At 38.4% G+C, this 25,819-nt stretch carries 19 protein-coding genes; 11 read left to right on the top strand and 8 right to left on the bottom strand.

The annotated features are described in order from the left end of the window. Positions 1 to 1,251, bottom strand: a complete 1,251-nt coding sequence (gene odhB, locus DF185_RS08465; protein WP_110360321.1) for a 2-oxoglutarate dehydrogenase complex dihydrolipoyllysine-residue succinyltransferase — start codon at positions 1,249 to 1,251, stop codon at positions 1 to 3. 100 nt (positions 1,252 to 1,351) lie between these two features. After that, positions 1,352 to 4,204 (bottom strand): 2-oxoglutarate dehydrogenase E1 component, encoded by a 2,853-nt coding sequence (locus DF185_RS08460; RefSeq protein ID WP_110360320.1) that lies wholly within the window; start codon positions 4,202 to 4,204, stop codon positions 1,352 to 1,354. Between the two features lie 249 nt (positions 4,205 to 4,453). Here DF185_RS08460 and DF185_RS08455 point away from each other — a divergent pair, with 249 nt between their 5' ends. The 5 genes from DF185_RS08455 (at position 4,454) to DF185_RS08430 (ending at position 12,648) form a co-directional block, all read left to right on the top strand. Further along, positions 4,454 to 5,113: a YiiX/YebB-like N1pC/P60 family cysteine hydrolase gene (locus tag DF185_RS08455; protein WP_110360319.1), complete on the top strand. Its 660-nt coding sequence runs from the start codon at positions 4,454 to 4,456 to the stop codon at positions 5,111 to 5,113. Positions 5,114 to 5,128: 15 nt separating this feature from the next. Continuing rightward, positions 5,129 to 7,993 carry a PD-(D/E)XK nuclease family protein gene (locus DF185_RS08450; RefSeq protein ID WP_110360318.1) on the top strand — a complete coding sequence of 955 codons (2,865 nt, stop codon included), beginning with the start codon at positions 5,129 to 5,131 and terminating at the stop codon, positions 7,991 to 7,993. A gap of 257 nt (positions 7,994 to 8,250) precedes the next feature. Beyond that, a complete protein-coding gene (locus DF185_RS08440) occupies positions 8,251 to 10,188 on the top strand; it encodes an OmpA family protein (protein WP_110360316.1) in 1,938 nt (645 codons plus the stop codon). A gap of 780 nt (positions 10,189 to 10,968) precedes the next feature. Next, positions 10,969 to 11,484, top strand: coding sequence for a hypothetical protein (locus DF185_RS08435; protein ID WP_133250001.1), 516 nt, complete (start codon positions 10,969 to 10,971; stop codon positions 11,482 to 11,484). 39 nt (positions 11,485 to 11,523) lie between these two features. Further along, entirely contained in the window at positions 11,524 to 12,648 is a 1,125-nt protein-coding gene (locus tag DF185_RS08430; protein WP_110360314.1) for a cysteine desulfurase family protein, read from the top strand. Between the two features lie 335 nt (positions 12,649 to 12,983). On the opposite strand, the gene DF185_RS08425 is transcribed toward DF185_RS08430, so the two are convergent. Beyond that, the gene (locus DF185_RS08425) at positions 12,984 to 13,517 is read right to left on the bottom strand and encodes a hypothetical protein (protein WP_110360313.1); all 534 of its coding nucleotides are present in this window, start codon (positions 13,515 to 13,517) and stop codon (positions 12,984 to 12,986) included. A gap of 475 nt (positions 13,518 to 13,992) precedes the next feature. Between DF185_RS08425 and DF185_RS08420 the strand changes: the two genes are divergently transcribed. Further along, positions 13,993 to 17,103 (top strand): serine hydrolase domain-containing protein, encoded by a 3,111-nt coding sequence (locus DF185_RS08420; protein ID WP_110360312.1) that lies wholly within the window; start codon positions 13,993 to 13,995, stop codon positions 17,101 to 17,103. Here DF185_RS08420 and DF185_RS08415 read toward each other — a convergent pair. The 3 genes from DF185_RS08415 to DF185_RS08405 form a co-directional block, all read right to left on the bottom strand. Continuing rightward, complete coding sequence (locus tag DF185_RS08415; protein ID WP_110360311.1) at positions 17,074 to 17,532, bottom strand: CYTH domain-containing protein; 459 nt, start codon at positions 17,530 to 17,532, stop codon at positions 17,074 to 17,076. The genes DF185_RS08420 and DF185_RS08415 overlap by 30 nt on opposite strands. A gap of 90 nt (positions 17,533 to 17,622) precedes the next feature. Beyond that, complete coding sequence (locus tag DF185_RS08410) at positions 17,623 to 18,390, bottom strand: type III pantothenate kinase (RefSeq protein WP_110360310.1); 768 nt, start codon at positions 18,388 to 18,390, stop codon at positions 17,623 to 17,625. Between the two features lie 22 nt (positions 18,391 to 18,412). Continuing rightward, the gene (locus tag DF185_RS08405) at positions 18,413 to 19,354 is read right to left on the bottom strand and encodes an NAD(P)-dependent oxidoreductase (protein ID WP_110360309.1); all 942 of its coding nucleotides are present in this window, start codon (positions 19,352 to 19,354) and stop codon (positions 18,413 to 18,415) included. A gap of 16 nt (positions 19,355 to 19,370) precedes the next feature. Between DF185_RS08405 and DF185_RS08400 the strand changes: the two genes are divergently transcribed. Both DF185_RS08400 and DF185_RS08395 read left to right on the top strand, forming a co-directional pair. Then, positions 19,371 to 20,678: an ATP-grasp domain-containing protein gene (locus DF185_RS08400; RefSeq protein ID WP_110360308.1), complete on the top strand. Its 1,308-nt coding sequence runs from the start codon at positions 19,371 to 19,373 to the stop codon at positions 20,676 to 20,678. 7 nt (positions 20,679 to 20,685) lie between these two features. Continuing rightward, positions 20,686 to 21,207: a GNAT family N-acetyltransferase gene (locus DF185_RS08395; protein ID WP_110360307.1), complete on the top strand. Its 522-nt coding sequence runs from the start codon at positions 20,686 to 20,688 to the stop codon at positions 21,205 to 21,207. Between the two features lie 10 nt (positions 21,208 to 21,217). On the opposite strand, the gene DF185_RS08390 is transcribed toward DF185_RS08395, so the two are convergent. Next, positions 21,218 to 22,075, bottom strand: a complete 858-nt coding sequence (locus tag DF185_RS08390; protein ID WP_110360306.1) for a LysR family transcriptional regulator — start codon at positions 22,073 to 22,075, stop codon at positions 21,218 to 21,220. Between the two features lie 122 nt (positions 22,076 to 22,197). On the opposite strand from DF185_RS08390, the gene DF185_RS08385 reads away from it, so the two are divergent. The 3 genes from DF185_RS08385 to DF185_RS08375 all read left to right on the top strand — a co-directional run bounded on the left by DF185_RS08385 (position 22,198) and on the right by DF185_RS08375 (position 24,735). Further along, positions 22,198 to 22,929, top strand: coding sequence for an SDR family oxidoreductase (locus tag DF185_RS08385; protein ID WP_110360305.1), 732 nt, complete (start codon positions 22,198 to 22,200; stop codon positions 22,927 to 22,929). 304 nt (positions 22,930 to 23,233) lie between these two features. Further along, positions 23,234 to 23,851, top strand: a complete 618-nt coding sequence (locus DF185_RS08380; protein ID WP_110360304.1) for a class I SAM-dependent methyltransferase — start codon at positions 23,234 to 23,236, stop codon at positions 23,849 to 23,851. A gap of 5 nt (positions 23,852 to 23,856) precedes the next feature. Then, positions 23,857 to 24,735, top strand: a complete 879-nt coding sequence (locus tag DF185_RS08375) for a helix-turn-helix domain-containing protein (protein WP_110360303.1) — start codon at positions 23,857 to 23,859, stop codon at positions 24,733 to 24,735. Between the two features lie 24 nt (positions 24,736 to 24,759). Here DF185_RS08375 and DF185_RS08370 read toward each other — a convergent pair whose 3' ends face one another. Beyond that, a complete protein-coding gene (locus DF185_RS08370) occupies positions 24,760 to 25,791 on the bottom strand; it encodes a serine hydrolase domain-containing protein (RefSeq protein ID WP_110360302.1) in 1,032 nt (343 codons plus the stop codon). Between the last annotated feature and the right edge of the window lie 28 nt (positions 25,792 to 25,819).

Below are 25,819 nucleotides of genomic sequence, written 5' to 3'. Positions count from 1 at the left end.
CTATAATCCCAGCAACATGCTATCCGGATCTTTACCATCGAACAACATCTTGTGAGGATTTTCAATCATTTCTTTAATTTTAACCAGGAAGCCTACCGAATCCTTACCATCAATCACACGATGATCGTAGGATAGCGCAATGTACATCATTGGGCGAATTTCCACCTTGCCATTTACAGCAACAGGTCGCTCAACAATATTGTGCATTCCTAAAATTCCCGATTGTGGAGGGTTGATAATTGGAGTACTCAAAAGAGAGCCAAATACCCCACCATTGGTAATGGTAAAGGTTCCGCCAGTCATTTCGTCCAGACTAATTTTGCCCGCACGAGCTTTGGTGGCCAGTTCCATTAGTTTCTTTTCGATATCAGCCAAACCTAATGATTCTGCATTGCGAATAACAGGAACCATTAATCCTTTGGGCGTTTGAACAGCAATGGCAACATCGGCAAAATCAGGGGTTACAATTTCTTCGCCATCAATCATTGAGTTCACCATTGGGTGAGCCTTTAAAGCCTCGGTAACCGCTTTGGTAAAGAAGGACATGAAACCCAATTTGATATCATGTGTTTCCACGAATTTCTTCTGATACTTCTTTCTCAGCTCCATTACGGCACTCATGTCAACCTCGTTAAAAGTGGTTAGCATGGCAGTTTCGTTCTTCACCGATACCAAACGAGCACTCAATTTCTTACGAAGATTGGTCATCTTGGTGCGCTTTTCTTCACGCGAAATTGCTTTTGGCGCTTCTGATACAGCAACTGGTTGGTTGTTTTTGTTGTCAACCACAGCTTGAATGTCTTTTTTCGATAGTCGTTGTAAGCCTGCAATCACGTCATCAACCGAAAGCTGATTCTCTTCCATTAGCTTTTTGGCAACAGGAGAAATTTTTACATCCTTATAATTCTCCGATTCGATATTAGCTGCAGGAGCTGAACTTGCAGCTTCTTTTGCTTTCTCTTCAACAACTTCTTCTTTTGGAGCTTCAGCCTTTGGACTTGGAGCTTCGCCAGCAAAACTGGTATCTATTTTACAAGCCACCGAACCAACTTCTACGGTATCGCCTTCTTGTGCAAGAATTTCAATTTTACCGCCTTCGTCGGCAACTAAAGTTAGCGTTGCTTTGTCAGATTCAATCTCAGCAATGTCTTGATCTTTTTCAACAATATCGCCATCGGCAACAAACCAATTGGCTATTTCAACTTCTGAAATGGATTCTCCAGGACTTGGTATTTTAATCTCAACTGTCATTTGTTATTTCGTTATTGTGTGATTTTGTTATTGTTTGAATGAGGAAGTATGGAGTGCTTTACACAAACTTTTTCCTTTCACCTTTATACTTTTTCCTTTTTTACATTAAAAGCTTGCTCTTCTTCTCCTCAAAGTATTCATGAGTTTGCAGGATTTCTTCATGAGAACTTCCTTCAACACATTGTAATCCACAATATTTTAATTTTCTATCGCAGTCACATTTTCTAAATACTTTGTTGATGATTTCGTTTTGTCCAAGCATGTGAATTTTTGCTAATCCTGTTGCCGGACTGCCACTAGCCTGGCGAGCTACAGGAACCAATTTCACCTCCTTGTTGCGGAAGTTGTAATTCATAAATGTCCAAGCTCCCATATTCTCAGGTTCTTCCTGAACCCATAAATGAAGAATAGCATTCGGATATCTTTCCAAGACTTTATCTACTTGCTGATGAGGGAAAGGATACAATTGTTCCATTCTTACCAAAGCAATATCCTGAGCATTTAGTTTTTCTTTCTGAGCCAATAAATCAAAGTATACCTTGCCTGTACAGAACACAACTCGTCTCACTTCTTCCGAGATTACGTTGTTGTCATCAATAACTTCCTGGAATTTGCCTTTTGCCATTTCATCCATGCTCGAAACACAAGCTGGATGACGAAGCAAACTCTTTGGAGAGAAGCAAATCAATGGTACCCTGATATCTCTCTTTACCTGTCGGCGCAACATATGGAACAAGTTAGCGGGAGTAGTTGGGTTGGTAATTTGCATGTTGTTGTGCGCACAAAGTGTTAGGAAACGTTCCATTCTTGCACTTGAGTGTTCGGCACCTTGTCCTTCATATCCGTGTGGCAAATACATTACCAAACCATTCTTAATTCCCCATTTATCCTCGGCTGCACTAATATACTGATCGATTACCGCCTGCGCTACGTTGTGGAAATCGCCAAACTGCGCTTCCCAAATGGTTAGTCCCGATGGATGAGCCAAAGCATAACCATATTCATAACCCAACACACCATATTCACTTAAGGATGAATTGTAAACATGAAATGGAGCCTGATCTTCCGAAAGATTTTTAAGCGGGAAATACTTCTTGTCAGTATCTTCGATCACCAAGGCCGCATGTCGATGCGAGAAGGTTCCGCGCTCAGAATCCTGACCACTAATTCTCACCGAATTGCCTTCAGTTAGCAAACTAGAGTATGCAAGCATTTCACCCATTGCCCAGTCAAGCTGATCGTTTTCCACCATTTTCTTTCTGTCACCCATTAACTTTCCAATCTTCTTGAAGAATTTTAAGTCTTCAGGCAGAGAGGTAAAGTTATCTGCCAATGATAGCAATGTCTTTTTGTTTACACCAGTTTCAGGAGAAGATTCAAAATCAGATTCAACTGAATATCGAATGCCTTTGTAATAATTATCCAAGAAAGGTTGAATAATCACCTTATCGAATGTTTTCGATAGTTCAAACTTATCATCCAACAGTTTGTTGTAATCCGAATTAATGGTTTTTACTTCTGCTTGAGAATAAATACCTTTCTCAATTAAATGAGCCGCATAAATGTCTCTAGGATTTTTATGCTTGGCAATCTCCTTGTATAATATTGGCTGGGTAAAACGAGGTTCGTCACCTTCGTTGTGCCCATATTTTCTGTACGATAAAATATCAATGAACACATCAGTATTAAATTCCTGACGGTATTCCATTGCCATCTTAATGGTAAAGATTAAAGCTTCCACATCATCGCCATTCACATGAAAAACAGGACAGCGAGTTACCTTGGCCACATCGGTACAGTAAGTACTCGATCTTGCATCCAGGTAATTGGTTGTAAATCCAACCTGATTGTTGATCACCAAATGGATGGTACCACCCGTTTTGTATCCCTTCAATTGAGACATTTGAATGGTTTCGTATACAATTCCTTGTCCGGCAATGGCAGCATCACCGTGAATCACAACAGGAACCAATCGATCTTGATTGCCTTCGTAATCATTATCTATTTTAGAACGTGAGATTCCTTGAACAACAGCACCTACCGTTTCCAAGTGAGATGGGTTTGGAGCCAAATGCAATTTTACCTCGCTACCATCATCAGTTTTTACAGTATTGCCATATCCCAAGTGATATTTTACATCTCCCAGCGCAATGTCTTCTTCATATTCTTCACCAACGAATTCTTTAAAGATATTCTCATACGGCTTTTCAAGAATGTTAGCCAAAACATTTAGTCGGCCTCGGTGAGCCATACCAAAAATGAACTCCTGAACACCCAATTCGGCACCACGTTCAATCATGGCATCCAAAGCAGGAATTAGAGTTTCTGCACCTTCTAATGAGAATCTTTTTTGCCCCACAAACTTCTTGTGAATGTAATTCTCGAAGCCAACTGCCATTCTTAAATGGTAGTAGATGTGCTTGCGTTGTTCATCGGTAAACTGTGGAGTATTTTTTGAACTCTCCATTTTCTTTTGCAGCCATCTCAACATTTGCGGATGACGAACAAAAACATATTCAGCACCTACAGACTTACAATAAGTTTCTTGCAGGTGAGCTACAATATCTTTTAATTTTGCTACACCAATACCAATTTCTTTCCCAGCATGAAATGGAGTTTCCAAGTCAGATTCTGCCAGATCGAAATTTTCAATATCCAGCGTAGGGAAGTATTTTCTCCTGGTTCTAACCGGATTGGTTTTGGTAAATAAATGCCCCCTTTGGCGATATGCCTGAATCAAGTTCATTACATTGAATTCCTTGCTCATTGATTCGCTGGCAGGCAAGCTATCGGTACTTTCTTGTTTTATCGGAAAATTAGCCGATGCGAAATCGAATCCCTGGAAAAACGTTCTCCATGTTTCTTCCACCGAATTGGGATCTTTTTTATAGGATTGGTATAGTTCATCTATATAGTCGATTTCACTATTACCCAAAAAACTGAATTTATCCATAGATTTGTTTGTTGTACTTGTCTGATTTTTGTTGTCGCTTAAACAAATGTATTAATTTTGAAATGGAACAAGTAAGGATAAACACGAATAAAAGACCAAAAGGTCATCTTTTTTTCTAATGAGCTTATAGACATTTTCTATGAGCTGATATTGTTTAACATTTGTAGAAAAAATAAAGAACTATTTTTTCGTTTGTTGCATTTTCCAATTAATTTAGTTTTGCATTCAAAAACATCAATATTTAATAGTATGACATTTCTTCGCACTATAATAATTGTGCTGGTATTTCTACATTTTTTAAGCTGTGATAATTTACAAAAAAAAACGCAGTTTGAATTCCGTAAAGGAGATCTAATTTTTCAGGATTTAAATACCGATTCCATTTCAGATGCCATTGAATCAGTTACAGGTGGTAAGAAGAAGCTAAATTTTTCTCATGTCGGGATTGTAGATATTGATTCAAAAGGGGAGGTGTATGTTCTGGAAGCCATATCCAAAGGGGTTTCTTTAACTCAATTGGACAGTTTTTTACTAAGAAGCAATAAAGTGGCAGTAGGAAGGTTAAATACCAAGTTGAATTCCAGAATTGATGCGGCAATGACTTATGGAAAAACTCTGTTGAATTTTCCTTACGATGATATCTATGTAATAGGTGATTCGACCTATTACTGTTCCGAATTGATATATGAAATGTTTACAAATATTAGCGATTCAACAGAAGTATTTCAATTGAATCCCATGACATTCAAGGATAATGAATCAGGAGAATACTTGCCGTTTTGGGTGCAATATTACAAGGATTTGGGAGTAGAAATCCCGGAAGGAAAACCAGGTTTAAATCCCAATGGCATGTTTCAATCACCAAATATTGAAATTGTGTTGCCATACGGAAATCATCAATTTAATTAATCTCTTACACGATATATGAACTCATTCTTACAACAAATCACTAAAGAGCTTTATTCAAAATATACCAATGACTTATCAGACTGCATTTTGGTTTTTCCCAACCGAAGAGCAGGCCTGTTCTTCTCAAAATACCTAAACGAATTGGTGGAACAGCCACTTTGGGCGCCAAGAGTATTTACCATTAGTGAGTTTTTTCGTTCCCTGTCCAATTTACAGATAGAAGACAACCTGGGATTGCTGTTTCGCTTGTACAAAATCTATGTGAAAAGAATGAAGGTAAGCGAAAGCTTCGATGAGTTCTATCACTGGGGTGAGATGCTGCTGGGCGATTTTGATGATCTGGACAAGTACAGGGTAAATGCTGAGCATTTGTTTCAAAACCTGGCTGATGAGAAGGAGATCGAGAACCTGTTCGATTATTTAACGGATGAACAGGTTGAGGCGATACAGGCATTTTGGAGCAGTTTTAAACCAGAGAAATATTCAGAACACCAAAAGGAGTTCGTGAATTTATGGGAAAATCTGTTTGGAATTTATAAAGATCTGAGAGAGGAATTGAAAGCTGAAAAGCTTGCCTACGAAGGAATGGCGTCGAGGAATTTGATAGATGGATTGGAATCAGGAGAAATTCAAATTGATGCTAAAAAGGTAATTTTTGTTGGGTTTAATGCATTGAACAAATGCGAGATTGATTTGTTCGAATTCATAAAGAAGAAAGAGCTAGCAGAATTTTACTGGGATTACGATGAATCCTACCTGAAGAATCCATACCATGAAGCGGGATTGTTTATGCGAGATAATGTCAGAAGGTTTCCTGCACCAAAAACAGAATTGAGCTTTTCGAATATCAAGGAGAACAGTGCCAAGGTTGAGTTTGTGTCTCTGTCATCAGAGGTTGGGCAGGCCAAATATGCACACTCTGTAGTGCAAGCATTTTGCCAGGATGAGGATGTAGCGCCAGAAGAAACAGCCATTGTGCTAGCCGATGAGGAATTGTTGCTGCCAGTTTTGCATTCCATTCCCGAGGTGGTAGAGAATGTAAATGTTACCATGGGATATCCTGCAAAGAATACGCCTGTTGCCAGTTTGTTGCGTTTGGTAATTGATATGCAAAAAAGTTCGCGAAAGATTGGCGGCGAGGTAGAATTCCATCATAAAGAGGTGTTGGCATTGCTGAATCATCAGTATTTGAATTCAGTAAATCCTGAATTGGCTCATGAGCTTACCCAAAATATTCTTACTACCAACAAAATAAAGGTTCCGCAAAAGCTTTTAACAGGCGATGAGGTAATCGAAAAGCTGTTTACACCAGTAAAGGATGTGAATCAGTTTGCCATGTACCTATTGAATTTGCTGCAGAATGTTTACCAAAGATTGGAAACCAAAGAGGAAGAAAAATCATTGGTCGACAAGATTGAACAGGAGTACATTTACCACCTGTTTTTGGCAATTAAGCGATTGAAAGCATTGTTGGATCAGCATGAAATAGAGGTAAAGCAAGATACTTTCTATAAGATTTTGGAGAAAATGATTCAAACTTTGAGCATTCCGTTTGAAGGAGAACCTTTGGCGGGATTGCAGGTAATGGGGATTTTGGAAACGCGTTTGCTCGATTTTAAAAAGTTGGTGGTTCTATCGATGAACGAAGGGAAACTGCCAAAAACAGGAACCGCAAACTCATTCATTCCATATCACCTGAGAAAGGGATTTGGCATGCCAACCATTGATCATCAGGATGCGATTTTTGCCTACTATTTTTACAGATTGATACAGCGAGCAGACGACATCAAATTGCTGTACAGCACCCAAAGCGATGGAATCAGGACAGGGGAGATGAGTCGATTTTTGTATCAACTGAAATATGAATCGGATTTTGATATTGAGGAATCGAGTCCAGGGTATGATATTTCGTTAAAGGAGGCCAAACCCATAAGCGTTGAGAAGAATGAGCGAATTCTAAATTGCTTGGCAGAGTATTGCGGTGATCAATTCAGGAGTTTTTCTCCTTCGGCATTGAATACTTATCTGGCTTGTCCGTTAAGTTTTTACTTTAAATACATTGCAGGATTAAAAGAACCCGATCAGGTGTTGGAAGAGATTGATCCGCCAACATTTGGGAACCTGTTTCACAATACGCTGGAAGATCTTTACAAACCATTTGTTGGCAAAACATTGGAAAGGGAAGATCTGGAAATCATCAGGAAAGACAAAGACTTGATTGAAGCGAAACTGAAGACCGCTTTTCGCGATACTTATTTTAAAACGCCCAAAGATAAAGAGGTTCAGATATCAGGAAGGAACTTGTTGATATTTGATATCCTGAAAAAGTATATCGATAGGATATTGGTATTGGATCAGCAGTTTGCTCCTTTCCAAATCCTATCATTGGAGGATGAATATAGAATTCAGATTCCGATATCGGGAAACCGAAAGGTAAATATTAAGGGATTGATTGACCGTGTTGATCGAGCAAATGATACCATTCGAATCCTGGATTACAAAACGGGTAAGGCAGATTTGTTCTTTAAGGACATAGAATCCTTATTCGAAAAAGAGGGCAAGAACAGAAACAAGGCAGCTTTTCAAACTTTGTTGTACTGCTTGTTTTACGAGGACAAAACAAAAGCTGCAGAGGCAATTTCGCCTGGAGTGTATAGTCTAAAAGAGTTCTTTAATAACAAGTTTGCTTGCATGTTGGCCCGAAAAGAAGGGCGTGCCAAACCGGAACCAGTTGATGATTACAGAGTATACAAGGAAGAATTTACCAAGGCTCTGCAGGAAATGTTCGAGGAGATATTTGATCCGAAGGTTCCATTTACACAAGTGGAAAATCAGGATGCATGTAGGACTTGTTTGTATGCGGAGATTTGTCATAGATAGGAATGATTTTTCTGCTCTAGCCGCAGGGGCTCTTCCTTTCTCCATTGATGAGAAAGGAAGCAAAGAATCTAGGGCGCGTAAGCCCAAACTACATATACTCGAAAACTTTAAGTGCGGCGGGGTGATCTTCGAACAAGTTCTCAGCTTCCCCGTCTTACTAAAACTTTTCTTCGTATAAGCAGCTTGTCCTTCCAATGCCCGAATAGCAGGACTGAATGGTACAGTAGGTTTAATAACAAATGTGACATTATAGAAAGATGAAAAAGAGCACAATATTTTTTCTGGTGATTTTGATGGTGAATGTTTCTTTTGCGCAGAAGAAATACAGTATCAAATCTCGCAGGGCAATACACTTTTACGAAGAGGCCGGGCAGTATTATCGAAACAGGGATAATCAGAAAACTTTGGAAAGTTTAAGCAAGGCATTAGAGGTGAACGACAAGTTTATTGAGGCTTATCTTTTTCAGGCAGATGTGTATTATACGCTAAAGGACAGTAAGGCTGAAATTGAAGCTTATCAGAAAGCAATAGCAATAGATGGATCTTATTTTCCACGAGTGCATTTTAACCTGGGGAATGCATACCTAAAGCAAGGAGAGTATCAAAAGGCCAAAGACAAGTTTCAAGACTTTCTGTCCTTCTCAAAAATCTCATCGAGGAATAAGGCGAAGGCGCAAAAGCGGATTAAGAATTGTGATTTTGCGATGAACATGATTGCCAATCCAGTGGATTTTAAACCTATAAATATTGGGGATGCAATCAATACCAAGTACGATGAATACTGGCCTAGCTTAACTGCCGATGAGGAAGTGTTGGTGTTTACCCGATTGAGTCCGGCCGAAAAATCTACGCAAGTAAAATTGGAGCTGCAAGAGGATTTTTGGATATCCTTAAAGGAGGAAGAAGCATGGAGACCAGCAAAAGGATTATCGGAAATTATTAATACCACAAGCAACGAAGGGGCACAATCCATAACGGCGGATGGAAGATTCATGTATTTTACTGCATGTGGCAGAAAGGATGGATTAGGCAGGTGCGACCTGTACTATTCGGTTCGAGAGGGAGACAGGTGGTCGAAGCCTCGAAATTTAGGACCGACCATAAACTCGGCAGCATGGGAGGCGCAACCAAGTATTTCGGCCGATGGGAGAGTGCTTTATTTTGTGAGCAATCGCAAAAGCGGAAAAGGGAAGATGGACATTTGGCGATCGGAATTGATGGAGAACTTAGCCGATGGCAGACAAAGGTGGTCGAAACCTGAAAATATGAACTTTAATACGGCAAACAATGAGATGTCGCCTTTTATTCATGCCAGCAACCAGTATTTGGTGATTGCTTCGGATGGACTGCCGGGCATGGGATCTTACGACTTGTTTAAGCTAATGCAGCAAGAAGATGGGAAGTGGTCGGAGCCAGAAAACCTGGGGTATCCGATTAATACGCATGGCGAGGAATTGGGATTGGTAATCAATGCAAAAAGCGATAAGGCTTACTTTGCATCGAACAGGTTGGAAGGAAAAGGAAAGGATATTTTTGTGTTTGATTTGCCCAAGGAGCATCAACCGCCAATGGTTTCGTGGCTGAAAGGCAAGATATACGATGTGGATACAAAGGAAAACTTGTATGCTTCTTTGCAATTGATCGATTTGAGTTCGAAAGATACGCTTGGGCGAATTCATTCGGATCGGGTAAATGGGAAATACTTGGTGTGCTTGCCTGCAGGGAAAGAGTATTTGTTTGCCGCCGAGAGCGAGGGATATTTGTATTATTCGGATCATTTTTCGCTGTTAGAAAATCAGGAAAAGAATCAACCGCAAGAATTAAATATTGGTCTTCAGAAACTGGTTACAGGAAGCGAAATTGTACTTCGAAATGTGTTTTTTGATACCGATTCATGGGAAATTCTGCCAAAATCGGAGAGCGAATTGTCTATCCTGTACAAGCTGATGAATCAGAACCAGGATTTGATTGTTGAGATATCGGGACATACCGACAATACCGGATCGGAAGAACACAACCTGAGCTTATCGGAAAACAGAGCAAAAGCTGTGTGCGATTACCTAATTGCCAAAGGAATTGAAAAGGATCGCTTGCTGTACAAAGGATTTGGATCGAGCAAGGCAATAGCCAACAACAATACTGAAGAAGGCAAGGCCTTGAACCGACGAACTGAATTTAGGGTGGTGAAGGATTAATGCTAACCTCAGCAGGTTAACCACGAAGGGCACAAAGGTGTTTCACAAAGAACACAAAGGATGAGCCTGAAAGGCTCAAAACAATAACAAAGGGCATTGCCCTTTTGGGGTGGTGTTTGTTATATAAGCCCTGCATGGGCCTAAGCTAGAAAATGCATTCCGATAGAATTTGAGACACAAATTATCTCTCGACAAAATGTAAAGGCAGTTTTGACTCAAAAAAATGCTCTCGATGAAATGTAATGGCAAATTCGCCACAAAAAAGATCTCTCGAAGATTTGTAAAGCCAGTTTTGTAACAAAAATGAGCTCTCGACAAAATGTAAAGGGAATTTTGGCGCAAAAAAATGCTCTCGATGAAATGTAATGGCAAATTCGCCACAAAAAAGATCTCTCGATGATTTGTAAAGCCAGTTTTGTGACAAAAATGAACTCTCGACGATTTGTAAACCCAAATTTGTGACAAAAATGAACTCTCGACAATTGGTAATGGCAAAAATTATTGATCTAAATAACAAAGAGTTTGAGTGATCTTGATTAAAAAAAAATCCTTGGGTTAAAACCCAAGGCAGGGGGATGAATTAAGCACTAGCCGTTTCCAATTGTCCTCTGCTTTAGCTGAGGGCTTTGTTTTGATTGAAGTCATTATGTAGATAAAAATGAATTTTCGTTAATTGATAATAAATATTAATTAGAATGTTTTGCTTGGGGATTATTGTTTTGTAATTTCAGTGGCGAAAAATAAGTTAGCAGTAAGTAAGGAAACACAAAACTCACAATGATGATTAAGAATTTAACAGATACAGATATAAAAGAAATCAAATACATGACAAGGGCGGGCTATATTATCCCAACTTTGTTTTTAGCATTTGCTGCTCTTGAAAGTATCTATCTGGTGTTAGGTGAAGGTGTTGATCCAAGTACGATAACATTCATTCTAATTAATGCTTCGGTGGTGACTTGCCTAATAATAATATCCTATCTAATTAATCGAAAATATTTTAAAGACCTGAAAAGTGGTGAAAAGAAGATAGAAATACATACAGTTCAGAAGAAAGAAGACAGAACTTCATATGAAGCAGGAAGTGGAACATTGCATATTCCAATACTTGGTGATCTTTTTCCAAAACTATGGAGTCAAGAAATGAAAAAGAATTACTTAATGTACTTAATCATAAAAAACACACGATTTGAAGTTTCTAAGGAATTATATGATCAGGTTAACATAGGAGAATCAGTACAAATGCATTATTCAAGGTATAGTAATATATTACTTAGTATTAAGAAGAATAATTAAGCACTGAAATGTGACTCACAGCAAAAAGACCCGAACAAAATGATATACCTAGACTATAACGCCACCACACCGGTAGCCAAAGAGGTTGCAGAAGCCATGCAGCCTTATTTATTTGAATATTTTGGAAATCCGTCAAGTTCACATTGGTATGGGCAGCAAACCAAAAAGGCGGTTGAGCAGGCTCGTGAGAATGTAGCGAAGCTGTTGAACTGCAAAAGTGAGGAGATTGTGTTTACCAGTGGAGGTAGCGAGTCGAACAATTACGCATTAAAGGGATATGCTTTTCGAAACAAGGATAAGGGCAGACATATTATCACAACAAAAATAGAACATCCTGCCATTATCGAGGTTTGTAAATTTCTGGAACAGGAGGGGTTTGAGATGAGCTATTTACCTGTTGACAAAACGGGAAGACTTAGACTTAAGGATGTGGAAGATGCCATTCGTCCTGATACGATTTTGATATCGGTGATGTATGCCAATAACGAGGTGGGCACTTTGCAGCCACTGAAAGAAATATCGGCTTTGGCGAAAAAGCATAATATTGCAGTACATAGCGATTGTGCACAGGCGGTTGGAAAAGTGCCTGTAGATGTGAAAGAATTGGGCGTTGATTTGCTGACTGTAGCAGGTCATAAGTTCTATGGACCCAAAGGGATTGGAGCCTTATATGTTCGTGAAGGCATGGAGCTGCAAAAGTTAATTCATGGTGCCGATCATGAAATGAACCGCAGAGCCGGAACGGAAAATATTCTGGAAGTTGTAGGTTTGGGCAAAGCTGCAGAATTGGCAATGATAGCTCCGGAAAGTAGAATGGAAAGAGAGAGAAATTTAATTCGCCTATTGCGAGAAGGCTTGGAGCCATTAGGGGATTTTAGAATTAATGGGAATGCAGAATTATCTTTGCCAAATACCTTGAGTATCTCTTTTAAGAACCTGCGAGCTGCAGATGTTCTTGATAATATGCCAAACGTTGCTGCCTCGGCAGGAGCTGCTTGTCATTCCGATGCAGTAAAAATTTCAGCAACGCTTGATGCAATGAATGTGCCATTCGAATATGCTATGGGAACTTTGAGATTATCGGTTGGGAAATATACCAGCGAGGAGAAGATTGTTAGTGCGATTGAGGAGATTAAGGAAGCTGTTAGCTTATTAAGAGAATAAACTAGGAATGTCTTTTTGTTAGTTTGCTCAAGCCGCAGGGGCTCCTACTTTTTCCATTGATGAAAAAGTAGGCAAAAACTCTAGGGCGAGTAAGATCAAACTACTTATACTTGAAAAATTTAAGTGCGGCGGGGTGATCTTCGAACAAGTTCTCAGCTTCCCCGTCTTTCTAAAATTTTTCTGTGTCTAATCAGCTTGACCTTCCAATGCCCGAAAGGAGAACTATTTTTTTGGAAATAATGATTGAGAAAGTATAACATACGAAGAACGCAAAGATGAAAATTCACCTTTGCGTTCTTTCGATATATGTCTTCGCGAGATTTGCGTGAAAATTTTTAATTCATATAAGCCAAAGCCGAATCCATCAACTCATTAATTTTAGAAATGGTGTTCTTCTTTACAATTGAATTAAGGTATCGCTCTTTTCCTGATTTCTTATAAAGCTTCTCTTTGGAGAACCAATCAGAAGGGTAGGAAATTAGAGAGGCTGTTCCTTGTTTTCCATTTACAGGCAAGGAAAGGTAATACACATCTTTAATTTCGATTTGCAACTGGTTGTTTTGCTCTTTCAAACTTAGCGTGTAGTACATTCTGGTTTGAAAAGTCGACTTATTCTCACTTAAGTAAATTAAACTATTTCCTTTAAGCCTGGCTTCTCCAGCTTTTTCATTGATCATTTCCAATTCGACTGCTTCGGTTGAAAGCACCCAATTCTTAAGATTATTGTAATTGTCAGAAGATACTTGAACAGTAGCTGTCAACTTTAATGCGGTTTGATCATCAATGCTAAGTTCTTTTGCGGCATGATTTTGGGCAATTGAAATAATTACTGTGGATAGTAATATAAAAGTGCAGAATATCTTTTTCATGGTGATTGTTTTTTAAGGGTTAAGGTATACAGTGGCTATGTCTTAAAATAGTCATTTTGCAAGACAAATCAAAATAGAAAACATTGGATAAAGCTTGTTATTGCTTGATTCTACTTGATTTATAACTCAATAGCTTATGTGGTGTAAAGGTGATATTATGCTCAATTTGTCAAACTTGGCAAACTTGACACTTGTTTTTTTAAGGTGAGTAAAATAAATTTACTTCTGAATCAGGGAAAAAACATCCCGATTATAGTTTCGCATATTGCACTTGGTTCGATCCTAGATTCAAGTTTTTAATATGATTTTAGTTGTAAGTAATTGAGAAGGGGCAGTGCCCCTTTTTCTATTGGCCCCCTTTTTGCATTTAAAAAATTTACAAATTCAGTTTTTTTAGTGATCAATCATTCTCTTTATTCATGGGCGTTTTATAATTTTGTTATACCCCGTGGTGAACAGGATTAACGAATTTTTTATGCTTTATATATTTTCTCCGAAAAGGATATTAATACTATTTTTTTTCTATTTGCTTGCTTTCTCTTTAGCGGCTCAAAATTATGTGCAAGATCAGTATCTGTTGGTTGATCAATTGAATAGGTCTAATCATTGGGCAGATTCCATCTTTTCTACCATGAATGAGGATGAAAAAATCTCCCAATTGTTCATGATTGCGGCTTATTCCAACAAAAACAAAAAGGAAACAGAGCGTATTGCTGCATTGGTAGACAAGTATCAGATTGGTGGAATTATCTTTTTTCATGGAGAACCAGGAAAGCAGGCCGAATTGAGCAATTGGTATCAAAGTTTATCGAAAGTACCCATGTGGCTTGGTATGGATGCAGAGAATGGTTTGGGGATGAGGCTGAAGCAAACCATCAGTTATCCACGACAGCTAATGTTAGGTGCTGTTCAGGATAATGAGTTGATATACCGCTTGGGAAAACAAATTGGTAAGGAGTGCAAGCGACTGGGGGTGCATGTGAATTTTGCGCCGGTGATGGATGTGAATAATAATCCTGCCAATCCAGTAATTAATAGCAGATCTTTTGGTGAAGATCGATACAATGTGGCCAACAAATCCTATGCGTTTGCAAATGGAATGCAGAGCGCTGGTATAATTGCAGTGGGGAAACATTTTCCGGGCCATGGTGATACGGATACCGATTCTCATGTCGACCTACCAATCTTGAATCACAATCGTGCAAGATTGGATTCAATTGAACTTTATCCCTTTAAAAAAGTGATTGCCCAAGGCTTGGGCGGTGTGATGATTTCTCACTTGAATGTTCCTGCTTTGGATTCAGAGCAGAAGGTGGCAACTTTATCGCAACCTATTGTTTCAGATTTGCTTAAAGATGAATTGGGCTTTAAAGGTTTGGTATTTACCGATGCCTTAAATATGAAGGGTGTTCGAAAATATTACGACAAAGGAAAAGTGGATGTTAAAGCTTTAAAGGCAGGGAATGATGTTTTGCTGTTTACCGAGGATGTGGAAATTTCGTTGAAGGAAATTAAAGCAGCAATTGAAAAAGGGGAACTAAGTTGGGACGAAGTCAATGAGAAGTGTAAGAAAATTTTGAAGGCCAAGTATTGGTTAGGACTTCATAACTATAAGCCTGTAAATACTGAAAGACTTTGGTCTGGTCTGAACACGCAGGAGGGGTTTATATTGCGCAGACAATTGGCCGAACAGTCCATTACTCTCTTGAAGAATGATAGAAACCTATTGCCATTAAAACGATTGGATACCTTAAGGGTAGCTTCCATTGCAATGGGAGCTTCTATTCGAAATAGATATCAGGAATATTTGGGAAGATATACCAATATCGATTTTTACCAGGTGGAGAAGGATGCTACGAAAGAGCATTTCGATATTTTGAAGGAGAAGCTGGACAAATACAATTTGCTGATTGTAAGTATGCACGATACGGATCAAAGACCATCTCGAAATTTTGGAATCACTGAGCAAACGGTGCAATTGTTATCAGAAATATCTGCCAACAAGAAAGTGATTTTCGATCTGTTTGGTAACCCTTATGCTTTGGATAAATATCAAAATTTAAATGATTTGGATGCTATTTTGATTTCTTACCAGGATAGCCGGGAAGCGCAAATGGCTTCTGCTCAAATTGTTTTTGGTGGATTGGCGGCAAAAGGAAAGCTTCCAGTTACGATAAATGATGATTTTCCAGTTGGAACAGGAGTTGAAACTACTCACAACCGATTGGGATATTCATTGCCTGAACAAGTAGGCTTGAGTACTTTGAAACTGAATGTAATTGATTCGATTGCAGAGGATGCCATCAAGAAAAAGGCCACTCCTGGATGTCAGATTTTGATTGCACGTTCGGGTAAGGTAGTATTCAATAAGTCTTATGGACATCATACTTACGCAAAGAAAAGACCTGTTCGAAATCCAGATATTTACGATTTGGCTTCCCTTACCAAAATTACAGCAACCTTACCGGCATTAATGCAAATGACGGATGAAGGTTGGATTGATGTTGATGCCAATATTGGCAAATACTATTCAAAGGCTAAGGAATCAAACAAAGACAGTCTGATTTTAAGAAAGATTCTTGCGCATGAAGCCCGTTTGTTAAGCTGGAAGCCATTTCATTGGGAAGCTGTTGATTCTGCAAGTTTTAAGGACAAACTTTTTAGCAGAAGATACTCCAGAAGGTACAGCCTAAAGCTTGATAGGAATCTTTACATTGATAGAAATTACAAATTCAAGAAAGGAGTTTTATCCAAAGTGAAGTCGGATACCTATCCGATTGAAGTAGCCAAGAATCTCTACATCAACAAGAATTACAAGGACACCATTGTACAAGGAATTTTAGATTCAGATTATCGCGAGAAGAATGGTTACAAGTATAGTGATTTGGGCTTTATCCTGATGGGAGAAATGATACAGGAAAGATCGGGAGAACCTGTAGATAGCTATGTGAATCGTCATTTTTATCGCCAGTTGGGAGCGGGAACTTTGGGGTATCATCCAAAGAAAAGGTTTAGCATGAATCGAATTGTACCAACTCAAAATGACAAATTCTTTAGAAGGCAATGGATAAAAGGATATGTGCATGATCCTACATCGGCAATGCTTGGTGGAGTGGCAGGTCATGCCGGCATGTTTGGCAATGCCAGCGATTTGGCCAAGTTGGCGCAAATGTATCTGCAAAAAGGAGAATATGGAAGCGAAATGTACATTGGATCAGAAACCATGCAGGAGTTCACTTCTCGAGCATATCCTGAAGGAGAGAACCGAAGAGGGATAGGCTTTGATAAACCATTTTTAGATCCTACCGATGAGAATGGACCAACCAGTAATTTGGCTTCATTGTCAAGTTATGGACATACAGGTTTTACGGGAACCATGATTTGGATTGATCCGGATTATGACTTGGTTTACATCTTTTTATCGAACCGAATTTGCCCGGATGAATCCAATGCGAAACTGATGGAAATGGATGTAAGAACAAAAATACAGGAGTGCATTTACAAGGCTGTAAGACCCGAAATTACTCCTGCAAGACATTTTTCCGACTTGTTGGTGTCACCACTTGATGAAAGGATTTTCAATTAAAGAGACATTCAAATATTTGGGATCATTGCTGACTTCCTGATCAATCCATTCGGGAAGTTGGATTTGTTCTTCGGAAGAAGCCAATTCAATTTCAGCAACAATTAACCCTTGATTATCACCATGGAATACATCCACTTCCCAAGTGTATGAATCCATAGGAATCAGGTATCGGGTTTTCTCTATTTTAGCATCACACAAGTCAAGCAATTCATGAGCATCTGTCATAGGAATTTCGTACTCGAATTCGCTCCTCTTTAAAATGTCGTTTCCTGCTTTAATGGTAAGAAAAGCTTTTTCGCCAGCGATTCTAATGCGTAAACTCTTCTGAGGATAGCTCCAAATGTATCCTTGAATCAACTTTTTTCCATCATTAGGAAGAGGGAGTAAATCTTTATTTACTAGGAATTTTCTTTCTATTTCGATCGCCATGTTTTACAAGTTATCAGTTATCAGTTATCAGTTATCAGTTATCAGTTATCAGTTGCGCAATTGGTAGACTTGTTTACTGATAACTGTTCATTATTTATAAAATTGATTTCCGATGATTTTTAAACCATCAAGAGTCAAATCAGGTTCGTGGTGATCGAAGCTGTCGATTACCGGAAGCATAACTTTTGATAAACCACCAGTTGCAATCACTCTTGTATCGCCTTCTAATTCCGATTTGATTTCCTTTACAAGATATTCAACCAAACCCTTGTAACCCATTACAATTCCTGCTTGCAGTGCATGTGTGGTATTTTTACCAATGCATGATGGAGGAACTGCAATATCAACATTGGGCAGCTTTGCAGTATTCTGTGATAAAGATGCCATTGCAGTTTTTAAGCCGGGCGCAATGCTTACGCCGAGTAGGTTTCCATCTGCTTTAATTGCAGTGAAAGTAAGTGCTGTACCAAAATCAACAACAATACAATTGCCTTTGTATTTGTTGTGAGCCGCAACTGCATTTGCTACCAAATCGGTTCCTATCTCGTAAGGATTTTTGATTCCGATATTTAGTTTTGGATAAAGCTCTGGTCCAATCACCAATGGTTCTTTTCCGAAAAGCTTTTTAATCATCTCCCTAATTGGCAAAATCAATGAAGGAACTACACTACTCACTACGATTTTATCAACCTGCTCGAGTTTAATGTTTCGACTTGAAAGTAAGGTACGATAGATCACTTCGTACTCATCTGCAGTTTTATTGGCAACCGTATGAATTCGAAATTGTTCTGTCCAGTGGTTGTTGTCTGATAATCCACAAACCACATTGGAGTTTCCTATGTCAATGGCTAATAACATCTATTTGTAAATGATTTTAATTCTAATTTACTCTGTTTTTTTCTTTTCCGTCAATTAAAAAGGAAATGATATTCTCACTGGCCTCTTTGCCCATTTCTATTCTGGTTTCAATTGTTGCGGTACCTATATGCGGAACTACAACTACATTCTCCATTTGCAATAGTTCTGGATGAATTTTTGGTTCGTGTTCAAACACATCCAAAGCGGCACCGGCTATTGTGTTCTTTTTAAGAGCATCAACAAGTTCCTGTTCGTACACCACTGGTCCCCGTGCAGTATTAATGAGCAATGCGGTATCTTTCATCAGTTCCAATTCCTTCTTCCCAATTAGGTGATGAGTTTCATCGGTTAAAGGGCAATTCAGAGAAATCACATCTGACTGTTTCAATAGATCGATAAAATCAAGATATTGGTAGCTTGGATCCTCTATTTTATTGCGATTGTAATACACTACTTTCATACCAAAAGCTTCGGCTTTATTGGCAACAGACTTACCAATCTTACCCATTCCCACAATGCCGAGTGTTTTACCCTGCAATCCGGTTCCCAGGTTTTTCATTACGCCCCATTCAAAATCAGAATTGGTTTTTAATCCATGATGACATTTGGCAATACCTCTGGAAATTGACAGGATCAATGCCAGGCAAAGTTCTGCTGTAGGCTCACAAACTGCCTCAGGCGTATTACAAACTACAATTCCGTTTTTACTAGCCGTTTCAATATCGATATTATTAAAACCGACTCCGTAATTGCTTATAATTTTCAATTGCTTACCTGCTTCAATTACTTCTTTGGGAACTTCCTTGTTGAATATCGACAAGAGTGCGATGCAATCTGGAATTCGTTCAATTAACTCTTCTGTAGAGAAAAATTCTTTATCAGGATAGACTATTTCAAAATCTTTTTCGAGCTCCAAAAGTCCTTGAGGAGGAATAGAATAAGCGATGAGGATTTTGTCTTTCACAATGTAATTTTTAGTGATGATTTCAATTCTGAAATTTAGTGAATCATTGCATACAAACACTGCCGTGATTGAAAAAACTGCAATTTCTGATTTCAGGATGAATATTAAAGCTTTCTTCGTAGCTTTGCGATATTATCATATCGACAAAACAAACACTACATACCACATGATACTATTGGATAAACCTTACGTTTCCAAATTCTTAAAGGAAACCATTGTAAAATATGATTTTCCTGCCTTGGATACTGGAAACATCACGGAGCATGGAGAACTAAGTTTGATAAGCCCTGAAGAAATTATTAAGAACTTTCAGAATGATTCGAATAGCAGATTGTATACCAATTCTGAAAATTCAATCAACTGGGTAGTGAAGAATTTGGGCTTTACAAAATTGCCAGAGTATATCAATGTGTTTAAGAATAAGGTTGAGTTTCGCAAGCTGATTCAGAAAATGTATCCCAACTTTTTCTTTCGCGAAGTGGGCTTGAAAGAATTGGATGCGATCGAACTGGAAGAATTGCCAATGCCTTTTATCATCAAGCCTGCAGTGGGTTTCTTAAGTTTAGGAGTTCACAAAGTACTGAATCAGGAAGATTGGGCAAGAGTAAAACAATTGATCAAAGATGAATTTACCGAGGCGAAAAGCTTGTTCCCAATTGAAGTGGTAAATGCTTCTAGTTTTCTAATCGAAGAAATTATTGAAGGGGAAGAGTTTGCTTTTGATGCTTATTTCGATGAAGTGGGTGAGGCTACTTTGTTAGGGATTTCGAAGCATTTGTTTTCTTCGGATACCGATGTTAGCGACAGGGTTTATTACACATCTAAAGAAACTATCAAGCAATATCTTGAGCCATTTACCCAATTTGTTCAGGCTTTGGGTAAGGAAGCCAATTTGAAAAACTTTCCGGTACATGTTGAAGTACGTGTAGACAAAAATGGAGTATTGATTCCGATTGAAGTAAACCCAATGCGTTTTGGTGGTTGGTGTACCACTGCAGATTTAACTTATTTTGCATCTAAGCTGAATCCTTATTACTTCTTTTTGAAAAATATCAAACCAGATTGGAAGCAGGTATTGGAGGAGATGGATGATGAAGTTTACTCTTTGGTCATTCTGGACAATTCAACGGGTATTCCTTCAAAGGAAATTGCAAGTTTCAATTACGATGCTTTGTTGAGTAAATTTGTTCAGCCATTGGAATTGAGAAAGGTGGATTACAAAATGTATTCTATTTTTGGAATGTTATATACCAAAACTCCGAAGAATCAATTTTCGGAAATCGAAGAAATTCTAACTTCAGATTTAAAGGAGTTTGTAGAATAATAAATTGATGATTGAAAAAATGATCATACGTGAAGCCAAATTTGAAGATGCCAGCAAAATTGCAATGCTGAAGCTTCAGGTTTGGCTTCATACTTATACTACCGATGGTATTGAAGGAGAATATGCCGATTACCTTGTAACTGAGATTACCAAAGAAAAGACCGAGTTTATCATTCAAAATCCTGACAAGAAACTTTTTTTGTTGGAAAAAGAAGGGAGAACTATTGGATGTTACCAGTTGGATTTTGATACCAAATGCCCAAATCCAGAAATCAAGGCCCCCGAATTATCCGTTTTGTATCTCTCTCAACATTTTCATGGAATGGGCTTGGGCAAACAAATGCTGAAACATGCCGAAGGAGAAATCTTAAAGTTGGGTTATGATGCCATTTGGCTTACAGCTTATTACGAAAACAAGCAAGCCATTGCTTTCTATCAACATCAAAAATATGCGATGAAAGGCAAATGTTATTTCGAAATGGGCGATAGCAAATACGAGAATTGGGTGTTTTGGAAGCCGCTAATATAGTTTGAGTTTTCTATTTCGGTAAAAAATTAAAGTCCGATTCATGCTTTGAAAGGTAATCTATCAATTGAGCTACTTTCGTGTTTTTCAAACTTTTTCTTGCATAGGAAAGACCAATTTCTCTAAAATATCGAGGTCCATTGTATTTCTTAATTTGAAAGCTATCCCAGTCACTTACAAAATATTCAGGCAGGAAGGTAATTCCCAAGCCAGACATCAATAAGGTAAGGACTTCATTTTTACTTTGACAGTTGGCTATGGTATTCCACTTTTCACCCGAGTTGTTTAGAATGGCCAAACATTGTTGATGTGCCTCGCAAGGAGGACAATGAATGAAAGGTTCTCCACTTAAATCATCAAGTTCAATCAGATCTTTATTAACCAATGGATTGTTGTTGGGAACACATAGCACATAGTTTTCTTTTCCCAAAGGCAGAAACAAATGCTGTTCAAATTTCCATTCTCTAATCAGTAGGTTTATATCACAATCGCGGCCAATTGGTCGAACATCCCACTCCACATCTCTTAAAAGTTCAGATGCCTTTTTAAAGAATTCGTTTTTAAATTGTTGAGGAAGGCTATCGGCAATGCCAATAATGATTTTCGATTTGTATAAGCCTTCCTTGAACATCTCGGGAATAGCATTCAATTCTCCAAGAATTCTTTTGGCAATGGGATACAAGTAATGTGCATCTTCTTTTATTTCTACGCCTCGTTTATGACGTGTAAATAATTCCTTGCCCAAGCTTTCTTCCAATTGTTTTAATCCATTAGAGATATTTGGTTGCGAAACAAAGCACTTTTCTGCAGCTCTGGAGAGATTCTGTTCTTCATAAACTGCCACAAAAAATCGTAGTAATCTTGCATCCATAAGAAATACTTATAATGATTATTAGAAAATAGTATTTTGACGGAGTAAAGATACAGCATACATTTGCATTGTGTTAAGAATAAAGCAAGAATCAGTTATAAAATATTTAAATACTTATTATCATGAAAACTAATGATAGATTAATTGTGATTACAGGAGCTAGTTCTGGTTTTGGAATGGAGTTGGCTAAAGAATTTGCAAAAGATGGTTATCCATTGCTTCTGTTGGCACGCAGAATTGAAAAAATGGAAGCTCTTAATTTGCCAAACAGCATGTGCCGAAAGGTAGATGTAACCAACAAAGAAGAATTCGAAGCAGCTGTTCGTGAGGCAGAAGCAAAGTATGGCAAAACAGACCTGATTGTAAATAATGCAGGAGTAATGCTTTTAGGAGATATTGCCTCGCAAGATGCCAAAGAGTGGAAAACCATGTTGGACGTAAATGTTATGGGTGTAATGAATGGCATGCAGATCGTAATGAATGACATGAAGGAAAGAAAAACAGGGACCATCATAAACGTTTCTTCCATTGCGGGAGTACAGCCTTTTGGAAATCATGGAGCTTATTGTGCCAGCAAATTTGGAGTTACTGGATTAACTCGTGTGGCAAGAGGAGAGATGTCGCCATACAACGTTCGAGTACTCTCAATTATGCCTGGTGCTGTGGGAACAGAACTGTTGGAACATACTACCGATCAAAATATTATCGATGGTTACAATCAGTGGAAAGAATCTGTGGGAGCTGTTAATATTACTGCTAATGATGTTGCGAGAACCATTAAATATTCTTACGAATTGCCACAAGCTGTGTCATTGCGTGAGATTATCATTACGGATACCAAACAAGATGCATAAGTGATTTCTTCTTGAAAGAGAAGAAAAAAGTATAGAGCTTAACATTCGAGTAGTTATTTAAACCTTGTCTTCCATAGAGGAATTACTTGAATTACCAGCTGCCTTGAGGTGGGACTCAGGGCAGTTTTTTTATTTGGTGATATCCTCTTTACTCCATCTTTCCTTTTCGGAATCATTTACTGATGTTAGGATGGATTACCAATAATTCAAAATCCTCCAATTGTACACCTCAAAGTTCCGATTGTGTTCCAGATTCGAAATGAATACCATGTAGTTTTGCTGATATATTTATAAATTAACAGACATGAAAGAATTTTGGGATGAAAGATATAGTCAGGAGCAATTTGCATATGGGGAAGAACCCAATGCTTTTGTAAAAGAGAAATTGCCATTGTTTAAGGCAGGGAAGATTCTGTTTCCTGCAGAGGGCGAAGGACGCAATTCGGTATTTGCAGCTCAGTTGGGTTGGGAAGTATCAGCATTTGATTTTAGTGCCAAAGGAAAAGAGCGAGCAGATGATTTGGCAAGTTCGAAAAATGTAAAGATCGATTACCAGGTGAAAAGTTTCTTTGAGGAGAGCTACGACAAAGAAGAGTTCGATGCCATTTGTATGACCTTTGTACATTTTGATCCGAAGATTAAAACAGAAATGCACAAGCGTTTGGATAGCTATCTGAAACTTGGAGGACACATCATTTTTGAAGCATTTAGCAAAGAGCATCGCGAAATTAATAAGATAAATCCCGAAGCAGGAGGGCCATCTGATGCCAAATACATGTACTCTATAGAAGAAATTGAACGCGACTTTAGCAATTACGAGATTATTGAATTGAAAAAGGAATTGGTACATCTAAATGAAGGGTTCGGACATGTAGGAGAGAGTTCCCTGATTCGATTTATTGGGAAGAAAAGATCCAATTAGAATTTATGAGCAGAAAGGATATGGATAAATTACCAGTGCGAAGTTTCGATACTGCATTTGGAGAAAAACAGATGTCGAAGTTCGAGATGGAACTGCTTATGCCATGCAAGAATGGCATTAGTGTAGAAGCTCATCGTCACGATTATTACCATATCCTTTTTGTGAAAAATGGAGAAGGCAATCACATCATCGATTTCAAATCTTATAACATACAGCCGAACTCCATATTTTTCATTTCTCCTGGTCAGGTGCATTCCATGGAAATTGACCAAAATGTTGAGGCTTATGTGTTGACTTTTAATGCCGACTTTATACTACAGAATGACAGTTTTGAAAAACTTTTGGATTATCCTTTTTTCCATTCCATAAGTAACCAGCCATTTGTGTATTTGCCCGAGAATAGCTTTAAAATTCAGCATATATTGGATGAAATGTATATAGAATCGAAGGCAAGTGAAAATGGAAGAGACAAAATGCTTAGAGCCTTGCTAGAGGTTCTTCTAATTAGAGTATTGCGATTGTACAAACAAGCCTTAACAACTGAAGCACCTAATCATTTAAGTTATCAGTTAAGAAAACTTGAGCGTTTAATCGATACCCATTATAAAGAGCACAAGCAGCTGAGTGCTTATGCTGATATGATGCACTTTTCGCCAAAACATTTGAATAGTTTGTGCAAAAAAGGCTTGAATAAAACAGTTACCAATTTAATTCATGAAAGAACACTAACCGAGGCCAAAAGGTTGCTCTTGTTCACCAATAATACCATATCAGAAATTGGATATCAGTTGGGCTTTGCTGATAAATCGTACTTTATGCGATTTTTTAAGAAGCATACCTCCCAAACGGCAGATTCTTTTCGGAAGCAGAATAAGAACAACTAGACTGTAAGAATCTTCCGATTACTTTCAATCATTCTTTCGTAGAATTTTAGCGATGCGATTGTTGATGATTTCTGATACATTCCACATGTACAATTTACGATCGGTGGTGCTGTAAAACTGAATTACAACCGCATCTATCTCTTTGTGATACTTGGCAAAACTCTGGTAGCCCGGAACCCAACCCGAATGTTCATATTTATAGACTGAAGAATAGATTTCTTGTTCCCCTTCATCAAACAAGGAACCATCGTTTAAAGCCCTTAAGAAAGTACCAACATCTTCAGCCGTGGCAATCATGCCATGTTCGTCTGCTTTTAAGTCATGCGGGTATCCTACATGGTAACCGCTCATCACATCGTCCATATTTACTTCATTTAGCGAAGGAAAGGTGTTTTGTAATTGCAAGCGGTCCAGAATTTCTTCTTTGATGAACTGATAACTGTCATAGCCAAGTTCATTGTACATGATTCTACCTAGCAGCAGGTAGTTGGTGTTGCAATATTCATATTCTTCTCCTGGCTCAAAATTAGCGGGCATATCCAGTATCAAAGCCAGACTTTCTTCATAGCTCTGTGTAGGAGCTGCCCAAAAATTCGGAGCATCTGTAAAATTGGGGATGCCACTCCTGTGCTGAATCATTAAGCGTAAGCTAATTTTATCAGCATGTTCAATTTTACCTACAAGTTCTGGCAAATAATCAGCTATGGTTTTATCCAGCGACAAACGCCCATCGCTTACCAGTTTGGTAACAGCTACAACATCATACAGTTTTCTGATACTGGCAATCTTAAAAAGAGCATCAGGTTTTGCTGGGATTTCTGCTTCTCTATCGTGCCATCCCGATGCAAAATACTGAGGTGCTTTACCTGCCTGATCCACATAAACCACAATACCATCGAATCCATGTTCTATACCTTCATCCAATTGTTTTTGAACCGTATTGGGTAGAGGCAATATCCAGGCCCATACCAAAAGCCATGGCACAAAGAAGAGGGAAGTGATGGTTCCTGCAAATAATACAATTCTGAATATGGTTTTCTTTGTGATTTTAGCCATGAGTTCCTTCTGTTTGATGATCTTAAGT

Source organism: Marinifilum breve (assembly GCF_003202155.1).
Classification (GTDB): Bacteria; Bacteroidota; Bacteroidia; order Bacteroidales; family Marinifilaceae; genus Marinifilum; species Marinifilum breve.
This window is presented reverse-complemented; position numbering and strand designations above follow the sequence as displayed.

Excerpts from the sequence above, each read along its gene's own strand:
- DF185_RS08415 (WP_110360311.1), bottom strand. The coding sequence starts at position 17,532 with ATGGCGATCGAAATAGAAAGAAAATTCCTAGTAAATAAAGATTTACTC.
- DF185_RS08370 (WP_110360302.1), bottom strand. The coding sequence starts at position 25,791 with ATGGCTAAAATCACAAAGAAAACCATATTCAGAATTGTATTATTTGCA.
- DF185_RS08440 (WP_110360316.1), top strand. The coding sequence starts at position 8,251 with ATGAAAAAGAGCACAATATTTTTTCTGGTGATTTTGATGGTGAATGTT.
- DF185_RS08380 (WP_110360304.1), top strand. The coding sequence starts at position 23,234 with ATGAAAGAATTTTGGGATGAAAGATATAGTCAGGAGCAATTTGCATAT.
- DF185_RS08425 (WP_110360313.1), bottom strand. The coding sequence starts at position 13,517 with ATGAAAAAGATATTCTGCACTTTTATATTACTATCCACAGTAATTATT.
- DF185_RS08420 (WP_110360312.1), top strand. The coding sequence starts at position 13,993 with ATGCTTTATATATTTTCTCCGAAAAGGATATTAATACTATTTTTTTTC.
- DF185_RS08435 (WP_133250001.1), top strand. The coding sequence starts at position 10,969 with ATGATTAAGAATTTAACAGATACAGATATAAAAGAAATCAAATACATG.
- DF185_RS08400 (WP_110360308.1), top strand. The coding sequence starts at position 19,371 with ATGATTTCAATTCTGAAATTTAGTGAATCATTGCATACAAACACTGCC.
- DF185_RS08460 (WP_110360320.1), bottom strand. The coding sequence starts at position 4,204 with ATGGATAAATTCAGTTTTTTGGGTAATAGTGAAATCGACTATATAGAT.
- odhB (WP_110360321.1), bottom strand. The coding sequence starts at position 1,251 with ATGACAGTTGAGATTAAAATACCAAGTCCTGGAGAATCCATTTCAGAA.
- DF185_RS08410 (WP_110360310.1), bottom strand. The coding sequence starts at position 18,390 with ATGTTATTAGCCATTGACATAGGAAACTCCAATGTGGTTTGTGGATTA.
- DF185_RS08430 (WP_110360314.1), top strand. The coding sequence starts at position 11,524 with ATGATATACCTAGACTATAACGCCACCACACCGGTAGCCAAAGAGGTT.
- DF185_RS08390 (WP_110360306.1), bottom strand. The coding sequence starts at position 22,075 with ATGGATGCAAGATTACTACGATTTTTTGTGGCAGTTTATGAAGAACAG.
- DF185_RS08450 (WP_110360318.1), top strand. The coding sequence starts at position 5,129 with ATGAACTCATTCTTACAACAAATCACTAAAGAGCTTTATTCAAAATAT.
- DF185_RS08385 (WP_110360305.1), top strand. The coding sequence starts at position 22,198 with ATGAAAACTAATGATAGATTAATTGTGATTACAGGAGCTAGTTCTGGT.
- DF185_RS08375 (WP_110360303.1), top strand. The coding sequence starts at position 23,857 with ATGAGCAGAAAGGATATGGATAAATTACCAGTGCGAAGTTTCGATACT.
- DF185_RS08395 (WP_110360307.1), top strand. The coding sequence starts at position 20,686 with ATGATTGAAAAAATGATCATACGTGAAGCCAAATTTGAAGATGCCAGC.
- DF185_RS08455 (WP_110360319.1), top strand. The coding sequence starts at position 4,454 with ATGACATTTCTTCGCACTATAATAATTGTGCTGGTATTTCTACATTTT.